The sequence below is a fragment of the Bradyrhizobium sp. cf659 genome, assembly GCF_900113725.1.
In the GTDB taxonomy this organism is placed as follows: Bacteria; Pseudomonadota; Alphaproteobacteria; order Rhizobiales; family Xanthobacteraceae; genus Bradyrhizobium.
This window is the reverse complement of record NZ_FOQJ01000001.1, coordinates 878,817-893,161: the sequence shown is the minus strand read 5'-3', so window position 1 is coordinate 893,161 and position 14,345 is coordinate 878,817. Positions and strand designations below refer to the sequence as shown.

Sequence of the window (14,345 nt, the reverse complement as noted above, 5' to 3'; positions counted from 1 at the left end):
TTAGCCCGCCATCCCGCCCCCGCCCAGCGCCTTCCTGATCATCTCCGCGAGCTGGTTGCGGCGGTAGGGTTTTGTCAGCAGCAGCACGCCGTCGTCGAGCTTGCCGTGGTGGACGATGGCGTTGTCGGTGTAGCCGGAGGTGTAGAGCACCTTCAGGCCCGGCCGCCGTTTCGCCACTTCCTCGGCGAGCTCGCGCCCGCTCATGCCGCCGGGGATGACGACGTCGGTGAAGAGGAGATCGAAGGCCTGGCCGGCCTCGATCAATTGCAGCGCGGCGCGGCTGTCGGGGGCTGCAATCGTCTGGTAGCCGAGGCTCTGCAATTGCGCAGTGACGAAGTTGCGCACCAGCGGATCGTCCTCGACCACGAAAATGGTCTCGGCGCCGCCTTCGGCCTGCGGCGCGACGGGAGCGGCCGCTTCTATCGCGCCTTCGCCCGGCGGCAGATAGAGCTTGATCGTGGTGCCGTGGCCTTCCTCGCTGTAGATCTTGATGTGGCCGCCGGACTGCTTGACGAAGCCGTAGACCATGGAGAGGCCGAGACCGGATCCCTTGCCGACCTCCTTGGTGGTGAAGAAGGGCTCGAACGCCTTCTCCTGGACGTCCTGCGGCATGCCGGTGCCGGTGTCGCTGACCGCGAGCATCACGTAAGGCCCGGGCACCACGTCCGCATTGGCCTGCGCATAGGCTTCGTCCAGCACGACGCGGTGGGTCTCCAGCAGCAGCTTGCCGCCGTTCGGCATGGCGTCGCGGGCGTTGATCGCCATGTTGAGCACGGCATTGGTGAGCCGGGACGGATCGATGTGCGAGGTCATCGGCCCCTGTTCCAGCACGGTCTCGATCTGGATCTGCTCGCCGAGGGTGGGGCGCAGCAGCTTTGCGATGTCTGATATCGCGGCGTTGATCTCGACGTTGCGCGGCTGGAGCGGCTGCCTGCGTGCGAAGGCGAGCAGGTGCTGGATCAGCTCGGCGCAGCGCTCGGCGGCATCGTCGATCAGGCGCGCCACGCGCTGGAGTCCGGGCTGCTCCTTCAGGCTCGCCACCAGCGTCTCGGTATTGCCCGAGATCACCGTCAGCATGTTGTTGAAGTCGTGCGCGACGCCGCCGGTCAGCTTGCCGATCGCATCCAGCTTCTGCGACTGTTGCAATTGCCGCTCGGTCTCGCGCGAAGTGGTCGCATCGTGATAGACCAGCACGGCGCCCGAGATTTCGCCTTGTCCGTCCCGCATCGGCCGGCCGCTGATCATGAGGTGGCGGACCTGATTGCCGCTGTGCGGGCGGACGATCATCTCCAGGTCTTCGAACTCCTCGCCGCGCAGCACGCGCACCGAAGGCAGCTCCCCGGCCTTCATCGGCGTGACGCCGTCGCCATGAAAGACGTCCGACAGCGATCGCAGATTGCCCAGGTTCATGCCGGTGCGGTGCAGCAGCATGCGCTCCGCGGCCGGATTGGACAGAAGAACGTTGCTCTCGACGTCGATGACCAGCACCGCCTCCGCCATGCTGCGAAAGGTGCTCTGGAGCACGTTGACGGACAGGCGGAGCTCGTCATGCGCGGTGACCAGATGTTCGGTGCGTTCGGCCACCGCCGCCTCGAGCTGCTCATTGGCGGCCGTTGTCTCCAGCAGCGTGCTCTTGAGCGCGCCCTCGGTGCGCCGGCTCTCGCGCATCACCATCACGACCAGCAGCAGGATCACCAGCGCGCCGGCGACATCGATGCCGAGCAGCACGATGCCGGTGCGGCGCGAATCCTGGGAGCGCGCGGCGAGCAATCGTTCTTCCTCTGCGCTCAGACGGTCGAGATTGCCCATCACCGTGTCCATCAGGCCGCGGCCCTCGGCCTTGCCCTGGAGCGCGGCAATGCCGGCATGGTCGCTTTCGGCGCGCAGGCGCATCGCCTCGGCGGCGATCTCGACCCGGCGCAGCGCCAGCGGCTCGGTGCCCTCCAGCAGCGCGACCTGATCGGGGCTGTCGCGCACGCCGCGCTTGAGGTCGGCGAGTGCCGGCGCGATCTGGGCGTGCACCGCCTGGAATTCCTCGCTGAAGGCCGGAGTGCGATAGATCTCGAAGCCGCGCGCGGCGCTCTCGGCGCGGCGCATCAGAACGCGCAGATCGGAGATCTTCTTCTGGACCTGGACGGTATGGTTGACCCAGGCCGTGTCCGACCGCGACTTGACGTCGAGACCGATCGAGGCGGCGGTGATGATCAGGAGGATTGCAAGTCCAGCACCGAGAATGACGCGCTGCGTTGGGATCAAGGGGCTTCTTTCTTGTCCTTCGGCTGTGCGTTCCCGCCCGCGCCGGCGAGACATTCCCGGATCGACGTCAGCAGCGCTTCCGGCGTGAACGGCTTGCGCAGGCAACGCGTTGCCCCGAGTTCCAGCGCCATGCGGAGGAAATCGGGAGAGGGCGAGGCGGACGATGCAAAGGCGTAGCCGGACATCGCGATCAACGGGATCGCCGGCGCGCGCTCGTGAAAGATGCGGATGGATTCGAAGCCGCGCATATGCGGCATGAAGATGTCGACCAGCATCACATCATAGGTCTGCGCTTCCAGCGCAGCCAGTCCCGTTTCACCGCCGTCGGCCAGCGTGACGTCGAAGCCCTGACGTTGGAGGAGGACCTCGATGGTCGCACCGACCATCGGATCGTCATCTACCACGAGGATACGCGGCATGACCTTTCCCAGTAGATCGAAGTCCCCATCTTGGTGATATCCGCGAATCGTATGTCGGGTCAATTTTGGATTGGATCAAGGTAGATATGCACGGTGCGGTGAATAAAGATCCGTTTGCGTCGACTTGTACGTAACCTCGCAAGGATGGAATCGGCCGCACGCGAAACGGGTGAAAGCAGAGCGCACGCGAAAACGGCGCCGCATCACTGCGACGCCGTTTCTTTCAAGCATTGCGGATGGAGTTACGGGCAGGGATGACGCAGGCCGTCATAGCCGAGATAGGTGCCCGATGCCGGGTCGTAGGACCTGTAACGCTGGGCGCAGTAGGCCGCGGAATCGCCGCCGCTGTCGGGAACGACCGCCACTGACGGCTCGTCATAGTAGCTGTCGTCGCCGTAATAGTAGGGATCGTTGTAATACCCGCCGCCATAATAGGCGTATGAGCCGAGGCCGCCGATCGCAGCACCTGCCGCAAAGCCGGGCCAGAACCCGCCGCGATGATGACGACGCCAGCCGCCGTTCCAATTGCCGCTACCGCCCTGCCAGTTGCTGCCGGCGGCCGCGACGCTGCCGGTACCCCCGCTAAAGTTCCGGGTACCGCCGCTGAAGGTAGGCGAACCGCCGCTAGGACGCACCGCTGCGGCAGCCGCAAAATTGCCGCCGCCACCGCTGATCCGCGGACCGGCGCTGAAGCTGCCACCGCCCATTCGGGCGCCGCCGCCACCGCCAATGTGAGCACCGCCACCGCCGCCGATATGGGGGCCACCGCCGCCGCCACGGCCGCCATGGAACTGCGCGAAGCTCGGTGTCGCCATCGGAAGGACCAGCGCCAATGCTGCCGCCGCGCTCAAAAGTCTCAGACTGCTCATGTTCAAACTCCTTTTCCAGGGAGCAAACCCCTCGAAAGGGGGGAGGTTCCTGGATCACGCGGGTGTGCGCGTGACGGGAGCGTCTCACCGGGCCTCTGTACCCGGCATGAACGGATCGCGTCCGATTTACGGCGGGGCGCGCATTTGCGTGGGGCAAGGCCGCACCTGCCGAACTGGACATTTCGCCGTCCGGATGGCATCAGGACCGGACGAAGCAGGGCCCTTGCCGCATGAAACAATTCTTCCTCAAGTTCTTCACCTGGTGGAGTGGCCAGACGTTTGGCACCCAGCTCTGGACCAAGCGGTACGGCGAGCTGGTCGGCCAGGACGAGCAGGGCAATCTCTACTATCGCACCCGCGGCGGGGCGATCGATCCGACGCTCGGATTCGAACGGCGCTGGGTGATCTATAACGGCTACGCCGAAGCGAGCCGCATCCCGCCGGCTTGGCATGGCTGGATTCATCACGTCGTCGATACGCCGCCGACCGAGATCAATTACCAGCCCCGCGAGTGGGAAAAGCCGCACCAGCCGAATCTCACGGGCACGGCCAACGCCTACCGTCCCTCGGGCTCGACGCTCGCCAGCGGCAAGCGGCCGAAGGCGACCGGCGACTATCAGCCCTGGACCCCCGGCTAGGCTTCCAGCCTCCGTCGAATCTTCATCTTCGGATTGGATGCTAGCGCATCCGCCTCATCCCGCTGTGGACAACGGGAACAGCGGGGATGGCGGCTGCGCGGGCGTTGTGTTCGAGCCGGCAATGCGGCTCAATGATCCCATCTTACGGAGATGGGAGACCATCGCGTTCGGTTCGGGCAACAGTTCGCGACTGTCCCGAAATGCAGCGGCTGCCGACTAGGACTCGATCGGGAGATAGGCCCCCGGTCTGGAAGTTCCGAAATCGCCCGATGAAATGTGCAGCCGCCGTAAGACAGGAAAGGCCGCTTGGGAAACCGAGCGGCCTTTTTCTGTTCAGGAGTTGTGCGAGGTCTCGTGCCCCGGACGCGGTGTAGCGCTTCTTCAGCGGTGCTCTGCGGCGCGTCACCATAGCGCGTCGAAGACGCGCGTAAACGCGCTTTAGGTGCCGCACCGCGTCCGGGACACGAGCGGAGCGAAGGCCGCGACTCCACACTCCGTCATTGCGAGCGCAGCGAAGCAATCCAGACTGCCACCGCGGAAAGATTCTGGATTGCTTCGCTGCGCTCGCAATGACGGTGCTGATGCAGCTTTCGCCAAACTACGGTCTCGCCCCCGGACGCGGCGCAGCGTTGCACGCGACACCGCGTCAGCGGCACGAGAGCAGAGGCTAGTTCACCCGCTCGGCCGCACGCTTGACCGCCTCGAGGCGGCGCGCCTGATTTGCTGCCCCGCGCTCTCTCAGCAAGGCCAGCACCTCGGCGGGCGCGGTGTCGGGCGAGCCGGACGTGAACGGCGGGGCGGGGTTGTATTCGATTTGGAGCTGGATCGCTTCCGCCGTGGTGCGGTCGACCAGGATCGACACCAGCGTCAGCGCGAAATCGATCCCGGCAGTGACGCCGCCGCCGGTGATGCGGTTGCGGTCGATGCAGACGCGCGTCTTGGTCGGCGTTGCGCCGAACTGGCCGAGCATCTCCATCGCGCTCCAATGGGTGGCCGCGCGGTAGCCCTTCAACAGGCCGGCAGCACCGAGCGCCAGCGCCCCGGTGCAGACCGAGGTGACGTACCTGGCGCCTTCGGCCTGCCTGCGCAGGAAATCCAGCACCTCTTCGTCATTGAGCAGGTCGTTGGTGCCGCCGCCGCCGGGCACGCAGATCACGTCGAGCTGCGGGCAGTCGGCGAATGTCGTGGTCGGCGTCAAGGTCAGCACGGAATCGCTCGGCACCGGCTCGATCCGCTTCCAGATCAGATGCAGCCTGGCGCCGGGAACGGCGGAGAACACCTGCAAGGGGCCGGTGAAGTCGAGCTGGGTGACGCGCGGAAACACCAAGAGTCCGATCTGGAGCGGGGACGACATCGGAAGATCCTCCAATCATGGGCTTGACGCGGGCAAATTGGCATGATGCCCTTCTGTCCAAAATGGCGTAATTCCCTCTATTTCGGACATGACCATGATCGGCATCCTGATCTTCCCGGATTTCCAGTTGCTCGATGCGGCGGGCCCGATCTCGGTGTTCGAGGTCGCAGCACGCTGCGCCGGCAAGCCGCTCGCGCTGCGGGTGCTGGCGGTGAATGCGGGACCGGTGCGCAGCTCGTCCGGCGTCGAAATGGTGGCGCGCGATTTCAAGTCGGCGAACGCCATCACGACGCTCGTCATCGCGGGCGGCGCGGGGGTGGCGGATGCCGCGCGCTGCGAGGTGACGCGTGCCTTCGTGCAGCGGCTGGCGCGGCGGGGCGTGCGGGTCGCCAGCGTCTGCTCGGGCGCCTATGTGCTGGCCGAAGCAGGTCTGCTCGACGGTCGCCGCGCCACCACGCATTGGGGCCGCACGCGCGATTTCGTCGCGCGCTATCCGAAGGTGAAGTTCGAGCCGGACCAGATCTTTACCCACGACGGCAATGTGTGGACGTCGGCGGGGATCACGGCGGGCATAGACCTCGCGCTGGCGATGGTCACAGAGGACCATGGCGAGGAGATCGCGCAGGCGGCCGCGCGCCAGCTCGTGCTCTACCATCGCCGCAGCGGCGGCCAGTCGCAATTCTCATCACTGCTGGAGTTGAAGGCGCCGAACGGCCGGTTCGGCGCGCTGTTGTCCTGGGCCCGCGAAAATCTCGATGCGCCGCTCACGGTGGAGGAGCTCGCCGATCGCGCCGGCATGAGCGCGCGGCACTTCGCCCGCGCCTTTGCCGCCGAGACCGGCACGACGCCGTCGAAAGCGATCGAGCGGCTGCGGATCGAGGTCGCGCGCGAGCGCGTGCAGTCCTCGCGCGAGGCGATCGAGCTCGTTGCGGAGGCGACCGGATTCCGCGATCCCGAGCGCATGCGGCGCGCCTTCATTCGCGCCTTCGGCCAGCCGCCCCAGGCGCTGCGGCGCGCGGCGCGGGCGGGCTAGGGCGGATATTCATAAGTCTGGTGCGCGCGTGCCAACGTAATATCGGCTCACATTAGAATCGGGATAGCGAGAGAGAAGCGGGGAATAGAGGTGTCAGGCAACGACACGGTTCGTTGGACCAAGGGGTATACGCAAACAGAGCTCGACAGGGCGCAACGTCGATTTGGCCTAGTCTTTCCTCCCGATTTGATTGCGCTGCTGAGGCGAAGGCGGCCGATGGACGGACACGACTGGACGGACGATCGAGCAATAAGACGGGCGCTGGACTGGCCCTTTGAAGGTCTTCGTGAGTCTGTCGAGAATGGACGACTGTGGTGGCCGGAATGGGGGAAGTGGCCGTCCAGTGCGCGAGCCCGGGAAGAGACGCTTCGAGACATCGTTTCCCGGGCACCGAAACTAATCCCGTTGATTGCTCACAGATACTTGCCAGAGCAGCCGCACGAGGCAGGCAACCCCGTCTTTTCCATCTATGGCATCGACGCAATTCATTACGGTGCCAATCTAAATGACTATTTCGAAAGGGAGTTCACGGGCTGGAACAGCAAACCCTGGCCCGCGCAGATCAAATACATTCCGTTCTGGTCTGAGCTTGTCGAGCGCTTTGCGCAGGACAGAAACAATTCATAATTCCGTCACTGCTGATATCGTTCGTCAGCCGGTCCTAGCTGGTGCCGCTTGTAGCCGTAGCGCTTGACGTATCCGCACGCGCTGTCAATCGCTGCGCGATTGGCATCAGCATGTACGGCGCCAGGTGAATCGGAAACTGCGTCAGCGCGAAGTAGAGCCAGGTCGTCGCCGGCAGCGCGCCTGCGGTCGCGGCCAGCATCAGCCCGAGATTGCGCTGTGACACCATCAGGCCGATCGCGAAGGCGCGCTCATGGCCGACGCGGCGGAAGATCAGTGTCGTGACGGTGAGCAGTGTGAAATAGACGGCAAAGGCGAGCAGCGCGACGCCGATCGCGAACAGGGGGGCGGCGAGGAGGTCGGTTGCGACGTCGCCCATCACCGCCGAGGCGAACACCAGCAGGATGACGATGTTGATGCCGTCGATCGGACGCTTGTGGCGCTGGATCGCCTCGGCGCCGAACAGGCGGCGGATGACGGTCGCGGCAAGCAGCGATGCCGTGAGGATTCCGAGCAGCTTCAGGCCGAGCGTGAGCGGCGAGATGCCGAGCATGCCGCCGAGAAACAGGCTCGCGAACAACGAGGCGGTGAAGGGGACGAGCGCGGTCGAGGTCACCAGCGTGACCAGCACCAGCGTGGCATCGAGGCCCATCAGCGCGGCGAGCGCCGGCGCGGCCATCATCGGCGAGGCCATGCCCTGGAGCATCAGCGCGAGAGCAAGGCCGGGCGAGCTATCGCTGAGCCCGGTTGCGTGAGCCGTCAGCCCGACGATCAGCGGCACGCCGATCGTGGTCCAGGCGGTGGCGGCCGCAACCAGCGCCGGCCGGCGCAGATGTCCATGCAGCGCGGCCAGGTCGACGCGCATGAAGGAGATGCAGAGCAGAAGGAAGATCGCTTCGGTGACGTAGGGGCGCAGCAGCGCACCGAGCGGCGGCACCGCAACCGCGATGAAGGCGATCGCTGCCACCGCGCGCGTGCCCTGGTCACCGAGCCAGGTGAGCCCGCGCAGGGGAATGGCGAAGATCGTCTTGAGGATGGAAGGCATCTCGGTCTGAGGCGGTGCGTAGCCCGGATGAGCGGAGCGACATCCGGGACAGGTGTTCTTGCGAGGTGAGAGCGATCCCGCATGTCGCTTCGCTCATGCGGGCTACGGACTACCCCAATCCCTTCAACCACGCGCCGATCTCGCTGACGGCGACATTGGCCTGTGGCAACAGCTTGCCCATGGTGAAGAAGCCGTGGAATTGGCCGGGAAAGTGCTTGTACGTGACGGGCACGCCGGCCTGCTTGAGGCGCGCGGCATATTCATCGCCTTCGTCGCGCAGGGGATCGGCGCCGGCGGTGAGCACATAGGCCGGCGGCAGGCCGGCAAGACTTGTCGCGCGCGCCGGCGAGGCGCGCCAGTCGTGGATGTCGGCGGTGCCGCCCAGATAGTGGTCGCGAAACCAGCGGATCACCGAATGCGTCAGCAGCACGCTGGTCTCGGGTTCGCTGTGGGAGCTGTGCGTCATGGCGAAATCGGTCGCCGGATAGATCAACACCTGGCCCGCGATCGCAGGGCCATTGCCGTCGCGCGCGGCGAGCGCGACGACCGCGGTGAGATTGCCGCCGGCGCTGTCGCCGCCGATCGACAGACGGGAGGCGTCGATGCCGAGCTCGCGCGCGTTCGCGGCGATCCATTTGGTCGCGGCGATGGCGTCCTCGGTGGCGGCGGGAAATTTGTGCTCGGGTGCGAGGCGGTAGTCCACCGAGATCACGATCAGCGCGGCTTCGACCGCGAGCTGGCGGCAGACGACGTCATGGGAGTCGAGATCGCCGATCACCCAGCCGCCGCCGTGGAAGAACACCAGCGCCGGCGACAGGCCGTTCTGCCGGCGCGGGTCCGTCGGCACATAGATCCGCGCCGGAGTCACCCCGTGCGGTGCCGGGATCGCCAGCGGCGCGACACGCGCAAGTTCCGGCGGCTCGGGGTTGGTGGCAAAGCGCGCCTGGGCGTAATAGGCGCGCGCCTCCGGCGCGGTCAGCGTCTCGTAGGCGGGGCGGCCGGCCTCCTGGAACGCCTTGTAGACGGCGGCGGCATCGGGATCGAGCGCAACGGGCATGGGAGCGACCTTGGGGCTTCTGGTTATCGTTGGACGGCGTGTTCAGGGGACGGGACCGCCTCGGCCCCCAGGGAAGGGGCGTCCGACTATCCCATTCGGCCGGTGGTCTGGCCAGCTGGCGGCGGGCAGGGCAGGGATGCCGCCCTTTCCCCGCCGTATTCGGCGTGTTAACCGGATGGCCTGCGAGCGGCGGTATCCCCTGTAGAATGTCCAGCAAGCCCGATTCGCTGTTGAAGCCGCGCGAGAAGATGGTTCGAACCCTTACCCTGACAGGTCTTGCGGCGCTTCTGGCCGCCACTGCGCTTACGGCTGCGACCCCCGCGCAGGCGCAGATCGGCACGATCTTCTCCGATCCGCCGCCGCTGCGGCCGCCCGGCAGCATTCCGCGCGGACAGCCGCAGCCGCAGGTGCCTGACGACGACGAGGAGGTCCCCGAGCTGCCGCCGCAGGGCCGTGTGCTGCCGTCGCGTCCGATGGCACCGCCTCCCGGGCGTCAGGGCAATGCCATGCCGGGGCCAGTGGAGACCCAGCCTCTGGCGCCGCCCCCGGGCTCCAGCGCCGCGCCACCGAACCAGCCGCCGCCCGTGGCGGTCGCGCCGCCGGGCGCCCCTCAGCCGGGCGCACCCGGTCAGCGCCAGCCCCAGCAGAAGGGCGGGCCGGGCGGTGCCGTGCCGCAGACGCCGGCGAGCCTCCAGCCCGGCGACGAGGTCGTGACCGAGCCGCCGGCCCAGAAGATCGTGAACAAGAAGGCGACCTTCTCCGGCCTCGACAAGATCACCGGCCGCATCATCAATTTCGACGAGGATATCGGCGAGACCGTCCAGTTCGGCGCGCTGCGCGTCAAGACCGACGCCTGCTACACAAGGCCGGCGACGGAAGCCGCCAACACCGACGCCTTCGTCGAGGTCGACGAGATCACCTTGCAGGGCGAAGTGAAGCGGATCTTCTCGGGCTGGATGTACGCGGCAAGCCCCGGCCTGCACGGCGTCGAGCATCCGATCTACGACATCTGGCTGACCGACTGCAAAGAGCCGCAGCAGACCATTGCGACCGCTGCGCCGGATCCCGCGACCAAGCCGGCTGCGCCGCCGCCGCCCGCGCAGAAGAAGGCCGCGCCCAAGCAGGCCGTGCAGCAGCGGCCGCCGCAGCCATTGCCGCCTCCGCAGCAACAGCAACCGGCGCCGCCACCTTCGCCGCCGGAGCAGCGGCCAGGCCTGTTCGGTATCCCCGGGTTCGGTCGCTAAGATCTCTGATTATTGCCGCGAGGCGATGATCTCGAGCGCGCGAGCGCCCGGGATCGCCTCGCCGGCCGAGAGCTCGAGGAAATCGCCGGGCTCGCCCGCCAGCGCCCTGTCGAGCAGCGCGGTGTAGCGCCGCCGCGGAATCTCGACCGCGCCGAAGCTCTTCAGATGCTCGGTGACATATTGCGTGTCGAGCAGCTCGAAACCGCCATGGATCAGCCGCGCGACCAGGTGCACCAGCGCGACCTTCGAGGCATCGCGCGCGGTGTGAAACATGCTCTCGCCGAAGAAGGCGCGTCCTAAGCTCACGCCGTAGAGCCCGCCGACGAGGTCGTCGCCCTGCCAGGCCTCGACGCTGTGGCAATGGCCGAGCTCGAACAGGCCGCCATAGAGGTCGCGGATGCGCTTGTTGATCCAGGTGTCCTCGCGCCCGGCCTGCGGCGCGGCGCAGCCGGCAATCGTGGCCTTGAACGCGGTGTTGACGGTCACGCGAAACACATCCGAACGCACGGTGCGCGCGAGCCGCGAGGCCACGCGGAATCCGTCGAGCGGGATGACGCCGCGCAATTCCGGCTCGACCCAGAACAGGGTCGGATCTTCGGCGCTCTCGGCCATCGGAAAGATGCCGCAGGCATAGGCGCGCAGCAGCACGGCCGGCGTAATTTCAGACGAAGCGGAGTCGCGCGAAGTCATGGCGCGACAATAGCAGGATCGCAATGCGGTTGCGATGGGGGCGCCGGTCAGCTCGCGGCGGCGGTATTGGTCTTGCCGGGCGCCGCGGGTACGCGGCGGAACCTGAGCAGGATGCGGGTTCCGGAATGGGCGGGGTCGCGCTCGACCGAGGCGTCGAGCTTGGTGGCCATCGCCGCGACGATGCGCTGGCCCATGCCGGTGGAGCGTGGATCGGCCTTGACGTTGTCGCCGACGCCGTCATCGGCGATCGCCAGCAGGACATTCTCGCCCTGCAGGGTCAGCTCGACATGGATCGGGCCGGCTCCGTCGGGATAGGCGTATTTCACCGCGTTCATCACCAGCTCGTTGACGATGATGCCAACGGCGACCGCACGGTCCGGATCGATCTCGATCGGCTCCGCCTTCAGCGTCAGGCGCGACATCCGGTTGCCTTCGGCCGAGCGGCGCAGGTCCTCGAGCAGCGAGTCCAGGTACTGGCTCAGGACGACGCTCTTGAGGTCCTGCGAGGTGTAGAGGCGGCGGTGCACCTGCGCGACCGCGGCGACGCGGCCCATCGCGTTGGTCAGCGCGGCCTTGACCTCTTCCTGTCCGGCGGAGCTCGCCTGAAGATGCAGCAGCGAGGCGATGATCTGGAGCGAATTGCCGACGCGGTGATTGACCTCGCGCAGCAGCAGCTCGCGCTCGGCGGCGAGCGCCGCATAGCGGTCGCGCGAGGCATGGATCTCGGCTTCGGCTTCCTCGCGCGCCTTCTGCAATTCGGCCTGCCGCAGCGCGCCCTCGGCCGCGACATGAAGCAGGGGGATGAAGTCGCCCTTGACGTCCTTGACGAGATAATCGGCCGCGCCCGCCTTCAGTGCGGTGACCGCGATGCTGGAATCCTGCGACGCGGTGACGAACACCACGGGAGGGGCGCCCGGGATCGCCATGATCTGCTCGAGCGTATCGAGGCCGTCGAGACCCGGCATGTACTGGTCGAGCGCAACGACGTCGATGCCGCCGTCGATGCTGTCCTGGGCGCGGCGGATGTGCTCGAGGCCTTCCTCGCCGCTGGCGGCATGAACGACCCTGTAGCCGCGCCGCGTCAGGCCGCGGTCGACCAGGCGCGCGAGCGCGTCGTCGTCGTCGATATACAGCAGTGTCGGTGTTCTCTGGTTCATGTGGCGGGCGGGACCTGGATGACCGAGAAGAACAGCCCGAGCTGCCGGATGGCGTTGGCGAAATTCTCGTAGTTGACGGGTTTGGTGATGTAGACGTTGCAGCCGAGCTCGTAGCAGCGCTTGATCTCCTGGGAGTCGTCGGTGGTCGTCAGCACGACCACCGGCGAGGCCTTGAGATGATTGTTTTCCTTGATCTGCTTCAGGATGTCGATCCCGCTCATATCAGGCAGGTTGAGGTCGAGCAGGATCAGGAGGGCATTTCCCTTCTGGGAAAGCCCGCTGCCGTCGGCGCCGAACAGGTGTCTCATCGCATCGGTGCCGTTGTCGAACGAGATGATCTCGTTGTTGACGCCGGAACGGCGGATGTTGCGCTCGATCAGCCGGGCGTGCCCCTCGTCGTCCTCGATCATGATGATGGTGACAGGCTGCGTCATTGGTCTGCGTTCCGGTTGCTGGCGTTCCAGGCGACGGGCAGCGTGATCGTGAACGTGCTCCCCGCGTTCAGTTCCGACGATACCGACATGGTGCCGCCAAGACGGCGCACAAGTGCACGCACATGTGCAAGACCTATGCCCTGTCCCGGCTTGTCCTGGGTTCCCGCGCGCCGGAACAGGTCGAATATCCGCTGGTGATCCTTCGGATCGATGCCGCGACCGTTGTCGCTGATCTCGAAGATAGCGTAGCCGAGCTTGGTGCGCCCGCGAATTCTGATCTCTCCGGGCACCCCGCTCTTGAGATATTTGATCGCGTTGTCGATCAGATTGGAGAAGATCTGCTCCAGGGCGAGGCGGTCGCTGACGATATTGGGCAGGGACCCGACGTGGATCTCGGCCTGCGCTTCCACGGCCTGATGCGCCAGCGTCGACACGATGGCCTCGACGAACTCGCGGATGTCGATCTTCTCCGGCCGAAATTCGCGCCGGCCCTCGCGGGTGAGGTTGAGGATCGCCGAGATCAGCCGGTCCATCTTGGCGATCGACGATTTGATGAAGCCGAGCGCCTCGGAAAAGTCCGCTGAGAGCTGCTTGTCGGGGCCTTCGAGCGCGATCTCGCCGGAAGAGCCAGATGCCAGCGGTGGTCCGTCGGCGGGGACGTGGGCGAGGCTGCTGACGCGGCGGAAGATGTCGCCGCCGAGTTCTTCAAGCTCGCTGGTGAAGCCCATGATGTTGACGAGCGGGGAACGCAGATCGTGGCTGACGATATAGGCAAAGCGCTGAATCTCGTCATTGGCCTCGCGCAGGTCCGCCGTGCGCTCGTCGACCACGGTCTCCAGGTTGACGTTGGCGTCGCGCAGGCGCGCCTCGGCCTCGTCACGGGCGCGGGCCGAGCGCCGCACCAGCCAGGTCGAGACCAGTGCCAGCAGCACGACGAGGCCGGAGCCGATGCCGGTCATCGAGGCGGCCAGCGTCTGGCTCCGGTCGGAGTTGGCGGTGCGGATCCGGAACAGCCGCTCCTCTTCGCGGATCATCGCGTTGGCCAGGTTGCTGATCGTGGTCGTGGTGTTGCCGGCGGCGGCCTCGCGGATGAGCGCCGCGGCCCTGTCGGGTTGACCCTGCTTCACGAAATCCATCTCGCGCGCGAACTGGTCGAGCCGGGTCTCGATCGCCGCGCGCAGCTTCTCGATGCTGTCGCGTTGCGCCGGATCGTCGCCGATCTGGCGGGTGAGCTTGGCGAGCGCCGGAATAATCGCTGCGACGGCCTTCTCGTGATCCGACTGGAAATCCGGGCCCTGCGTCAGGAGAAAGCCGCGGGCGCTGCTCTCGGCGCGTCGGACTTCGAGCAGCAGGGCGTTGATCTGGTTCTCCACCTCGATGGTGTGGACGACCCATTTGCTGTCTTCCCGCGCCTTGTTGACGAGATAGACCGAGCCGGCGCTGATCACGGTCAGCACCAGGAGCCCCGCCGCGATCAGCAGGATCTGCCAAAATGCGCGCCGCCGCTGCGCCTCAGCCGTCACGA

At 66.4% G+C, this 14,345-nt stretch carries 14 protein-coding genes; 4 read left to right on the top strand and 10 right to left on the bottom strand.

Features of this window, described 5'->3' with window-relative positions:
- From BM118_RS04375 to BM118_RS04365, 3 genes are all read right to left on the bottom strand, one after another.
- The gene (locus BM118_RS04375; RefSeq protein ID WP_092182563.1) at nt 1-2,256 is read right to left on the bottom strand and encodes a CHASE3 domain-containing protein; all 2,256 of its coding nucleotides are present in this window, start codon (nt 2,254-2,256) and stop codon (nt 1-3) included.
- Nucleotides 2,253-2,675, bottom strand: a complete 423-nt coding sequence (locus BM118_RS04370; protein WP_092182561.1) for a response regulator — start codon at nt 2,673-2,675, stop codon at nt 2,253-2,255. Before BM118_RS04370 ends, BM118_RS04375 begins: the two co-directional genes overlap by 4 nt.
- Nucleotides 2,676-2,917: 242 nt before the next feature.
- The gene (locus tag BM118_RS04365; protein ID WP_092182559.1) at nt 2,918-3,544 is read right to left on the bottom strand and encodes a BA14K family protein; all 627 of its coding nucleotides are present in this window, start codon (nt 3,542-3,544) and stop codon (nt 2,918-2,920) included.
- A 230-nt stretch (nt 3,545-3,774) separates the two neighbouring features.
- Here BM118_RS04365 and BM118_RS04360 point away from each other — a divergent pair, with 230 nt between their 5' ends.
- Nucleotides 3,775-4,182, top strand: a complete 408-nt coding sequence (locus BM118_RS04360; protein ID WP_092182557.1) for an NADH:ubiquinone oxidoreductase subunit NDUFA12 — start codon at nt 3,775-3,777, stop codon at nt 4,180-4,182.
- A 667-nt stretch (nt 4,183-4,849) separates the two neighbouring features.
- On the opposite strand, the gene BM118_RS04355 is transcribed toward BM118_RS04360, so the two are convergent.
- The gene (locus BM118_RS04355) at nt 4,850-5,536 is read right to left on the bottom strand and encodes a DJ-1/PfpI family protein (protein ID WP_092182555.1); all 687 of its coding nucleotides are present in this window, start codon (nt 5,534-5,536) and stop codon (nt 4,850-4,852) included.
- A gap of 94 nt (nt 5,537-5,630) precedes the next feature.
- Between BM118_RS04355 and BM118_RS04350 the strand changes: the two genes are divergently transcribed.
- Nucleotides 5,631-6,569, top strand: a complete 939-nt coding sequence (locus tag BM118_RS04350; RefSeq protein WP_092184253.1) for a GlxA family transcriptional regulator — start codon at nt 5,631-5,633, stop codon at nt 6,567-6,569.
- Between the two features lie 216 nt (nt 6,570-6,785).
- On the top strand, nt 6,786-7,196 hold the full coding sequence (locus tag BM118_RS04345) for a hypothetical protein (protein ID WP_244550052.1): 411 nt from the start codon (nt 6,786-6,788) through the stop codon (nt 7,194-7,196).
- Nucleotides 7,197-7,230: 34 nt separating this feature from the next.
- Here the strand turns inward: BM118_RS04345 and BM118_RS04340 are convergent, their stop codons facing one another.
- Nucleotides 7,231-8,238 (bottom strand): Na+-dependent transporter, encoded by a 1,008-nt coding sequence (locus BM118_RS04340; protein WP_092182551.1) that lies wholly within the window; start codon nt 8,236-8,238, stop codon nt 7,231-7,233.
- A gap of 109 nt (nt 8,239-8,347) precedes the next feature.
- Nucleotides 8,348-9,295, bottom strand: coding sequence for an alpha/beta hydrolase (locus tag BM118_RS04335; protein ID WP_092182549.1), 948 nt, complete (start codon nt 9,293-9,295; stop codon nt 8,348-8,350).
- Nucleotides 9,296-9,501: 206 nt separating this feature from the next.
- Here BM118_RS04335 and BM118_RS04330 point away from each other — a divergent pair, with 206 nt between their 5' ends.
- Nucleotides 9,502-10,539 (top strand): DUF2155 domain-containing protein, encoded by a 1,038-nt coding sequence (locus BM118_RS04330; RefSeq protein WP_177234004.1) that lies wholly within the window; start codon nt 9,502-9,504, stop codon nt 10,537-10,539.
- A gap of 9 nt (nt 10,540-10,548) precedes the next feature.
- On the opposite strand, the gene aat is transcribed toward BM118_RS04330, so the two are convergent.
- The 4 genes from aat to BM118_RS04310 are packed head-to-tail and all read right to left on the bottom strand — an operon-like array spanning nt 10,549 to nt 14,343.
- Nucleotides 10,549-11,229 carry a leucyl/phenylalanyl-tRNA--protein transferase gene (aat, locus tag BM118_RS04325; protein ID WP_092182544.1) on the bottom strand — a complete coding sequence of 227 codons (681 nt, stop codon included), beginning with the start codon at nt 11,227-11,229 and terminating at the stop codon, nt 10,549-10,551.
- Nucleotides 11,230-11,276: 47 nt separating this feature from the next.
- Complete coding sequence (locus tag BM118_RS04320) at nt 11,277-12,386, bottom strand: sensor histidine kinase (RefSeq protein WP_092182542.1); 1,110 nt, start codon at nt 12,384-12,386, stop codon at nt 11,277-11,279.
- On the bottom strand, nt 12,383-12,820 hold the full coding sequence (locus tag BM118_RS04315) for a response regulator (RefSeq protein ID WP_092182540.1): 438 nt from the start codon (nt 12,818-12,820) through the stop codon (nt 12,383-12,385). Before BM118_RS04315 ends, BM118_RS04320 begins: the two co-directional genes overlap by 4 nt.
- Nucleotides 12,817-14,343, bottom strand: coding sequence for a sensor histidine kinase (locus BM118_RS04310; RefSeq protein WP_092182538.1), 1,527 nt, complete (start codon nt 14,341-14,343; stop codon nt 12,817-12,819). The genes BM118_RS04315 and BM118_RS04310 overlap by 4 nt, the downstream gene beginning before the upstream one ends.
- Nucleotides 14,344-14,345: the final 2 nt, after the last annotated feature.

What these genes read in the sequence shown, in the direction of transcription:
- aat (WP_092182544.1), bottom strand. Translation starts at nt 11,229, where the DNA reads ATGACTTCGCGCGACTCCGCTTCGTCTGAAATTACGCCGGCCGTGCTG.
- BM118_RS04335 (WP_092182549.1), bottom strand. Translation starts at nt 9,295, where the DNA reads ATGCCCGTTGCGCTCGATCCCGATGCCGCCGCCGTCTACAAGGCGTTC.
- BM118_RS04315 (WP_092182540.1), bottom strand. Translation starts at nt 12,820, where the DNA reads ATGACGCAGCCTGTCACCATCATCATGATCGAGGACGACGAGGGGCAC.
- BM118_RS04365 (WP_092182559.1), bottom strand. Translation starts at nt 3,544, where the DNA reads ATGAGCAGTCTGAGACTTTTGAGCGCGGCGGCAGCATTGGCGCTGGTC.
- BM118_RS04340 (WP_092182551.1), bottom strand. Translation starts at nt 8,238, where the DNA reads ATGCCTTCCATCCTCAAGACGATCTTCGCCATTCCCCTGCGCGGGCTC.
- BM118_RS04370 (WP_092182561.1), bottom strand. Translation starts at nt 2,675, where the DNA reads ATGCCGCGTATCCTCGTGGTAGATGACGATCCGATGGTCGGTGCGACC.
- BM118_RS04355 (WP_092182555.1), bottom strand. Translation starts at nt 5,536, where the DNA reads ATGTCGTCCCCGCTCCAGATCGGACTCTTGGTGTTTCCGCGCGTCACC.
- BM118_RS04350 (WP_092184253.1), top strand. Translation starts at nt 5,631, where the DNA reads ATGATCGGCATCCTGATCTTCCCGGATTTCCAGTTGCTCGATGCGGCG.
- BM118_RS04345 (WP_244550052.1), top strand. Translation starts at nt 6,786, where the DNA reads ATGGACGGACACGACTGGACGGACGATCGAGCAATAAGACGGGCGCTG.
- BM118_RS04330 (WP_177234004.1), top strand. Translation starts at nt 9,502, where the DNA reads ATGTCCAGCAAGCCCGATTCGCTGTTGAAGCCGCGCGAGAAGATGGTT.
- BM118_RS04320 (WP_092182542.1), bottom strand. Translation starts at nt 12,386, where the DNA reads ATGAACCAGAGAACACCGACACTGCTGTATATCGACGACGACGACGCG.
- BM118_RS04360 (WP_092182557.1), top strand. Translation starts at nt 3,775, where the DNA reads ATGAAACAATTCTTCCTCAAGTTCTTCACCTGGTGGAGTGGCCAGACG.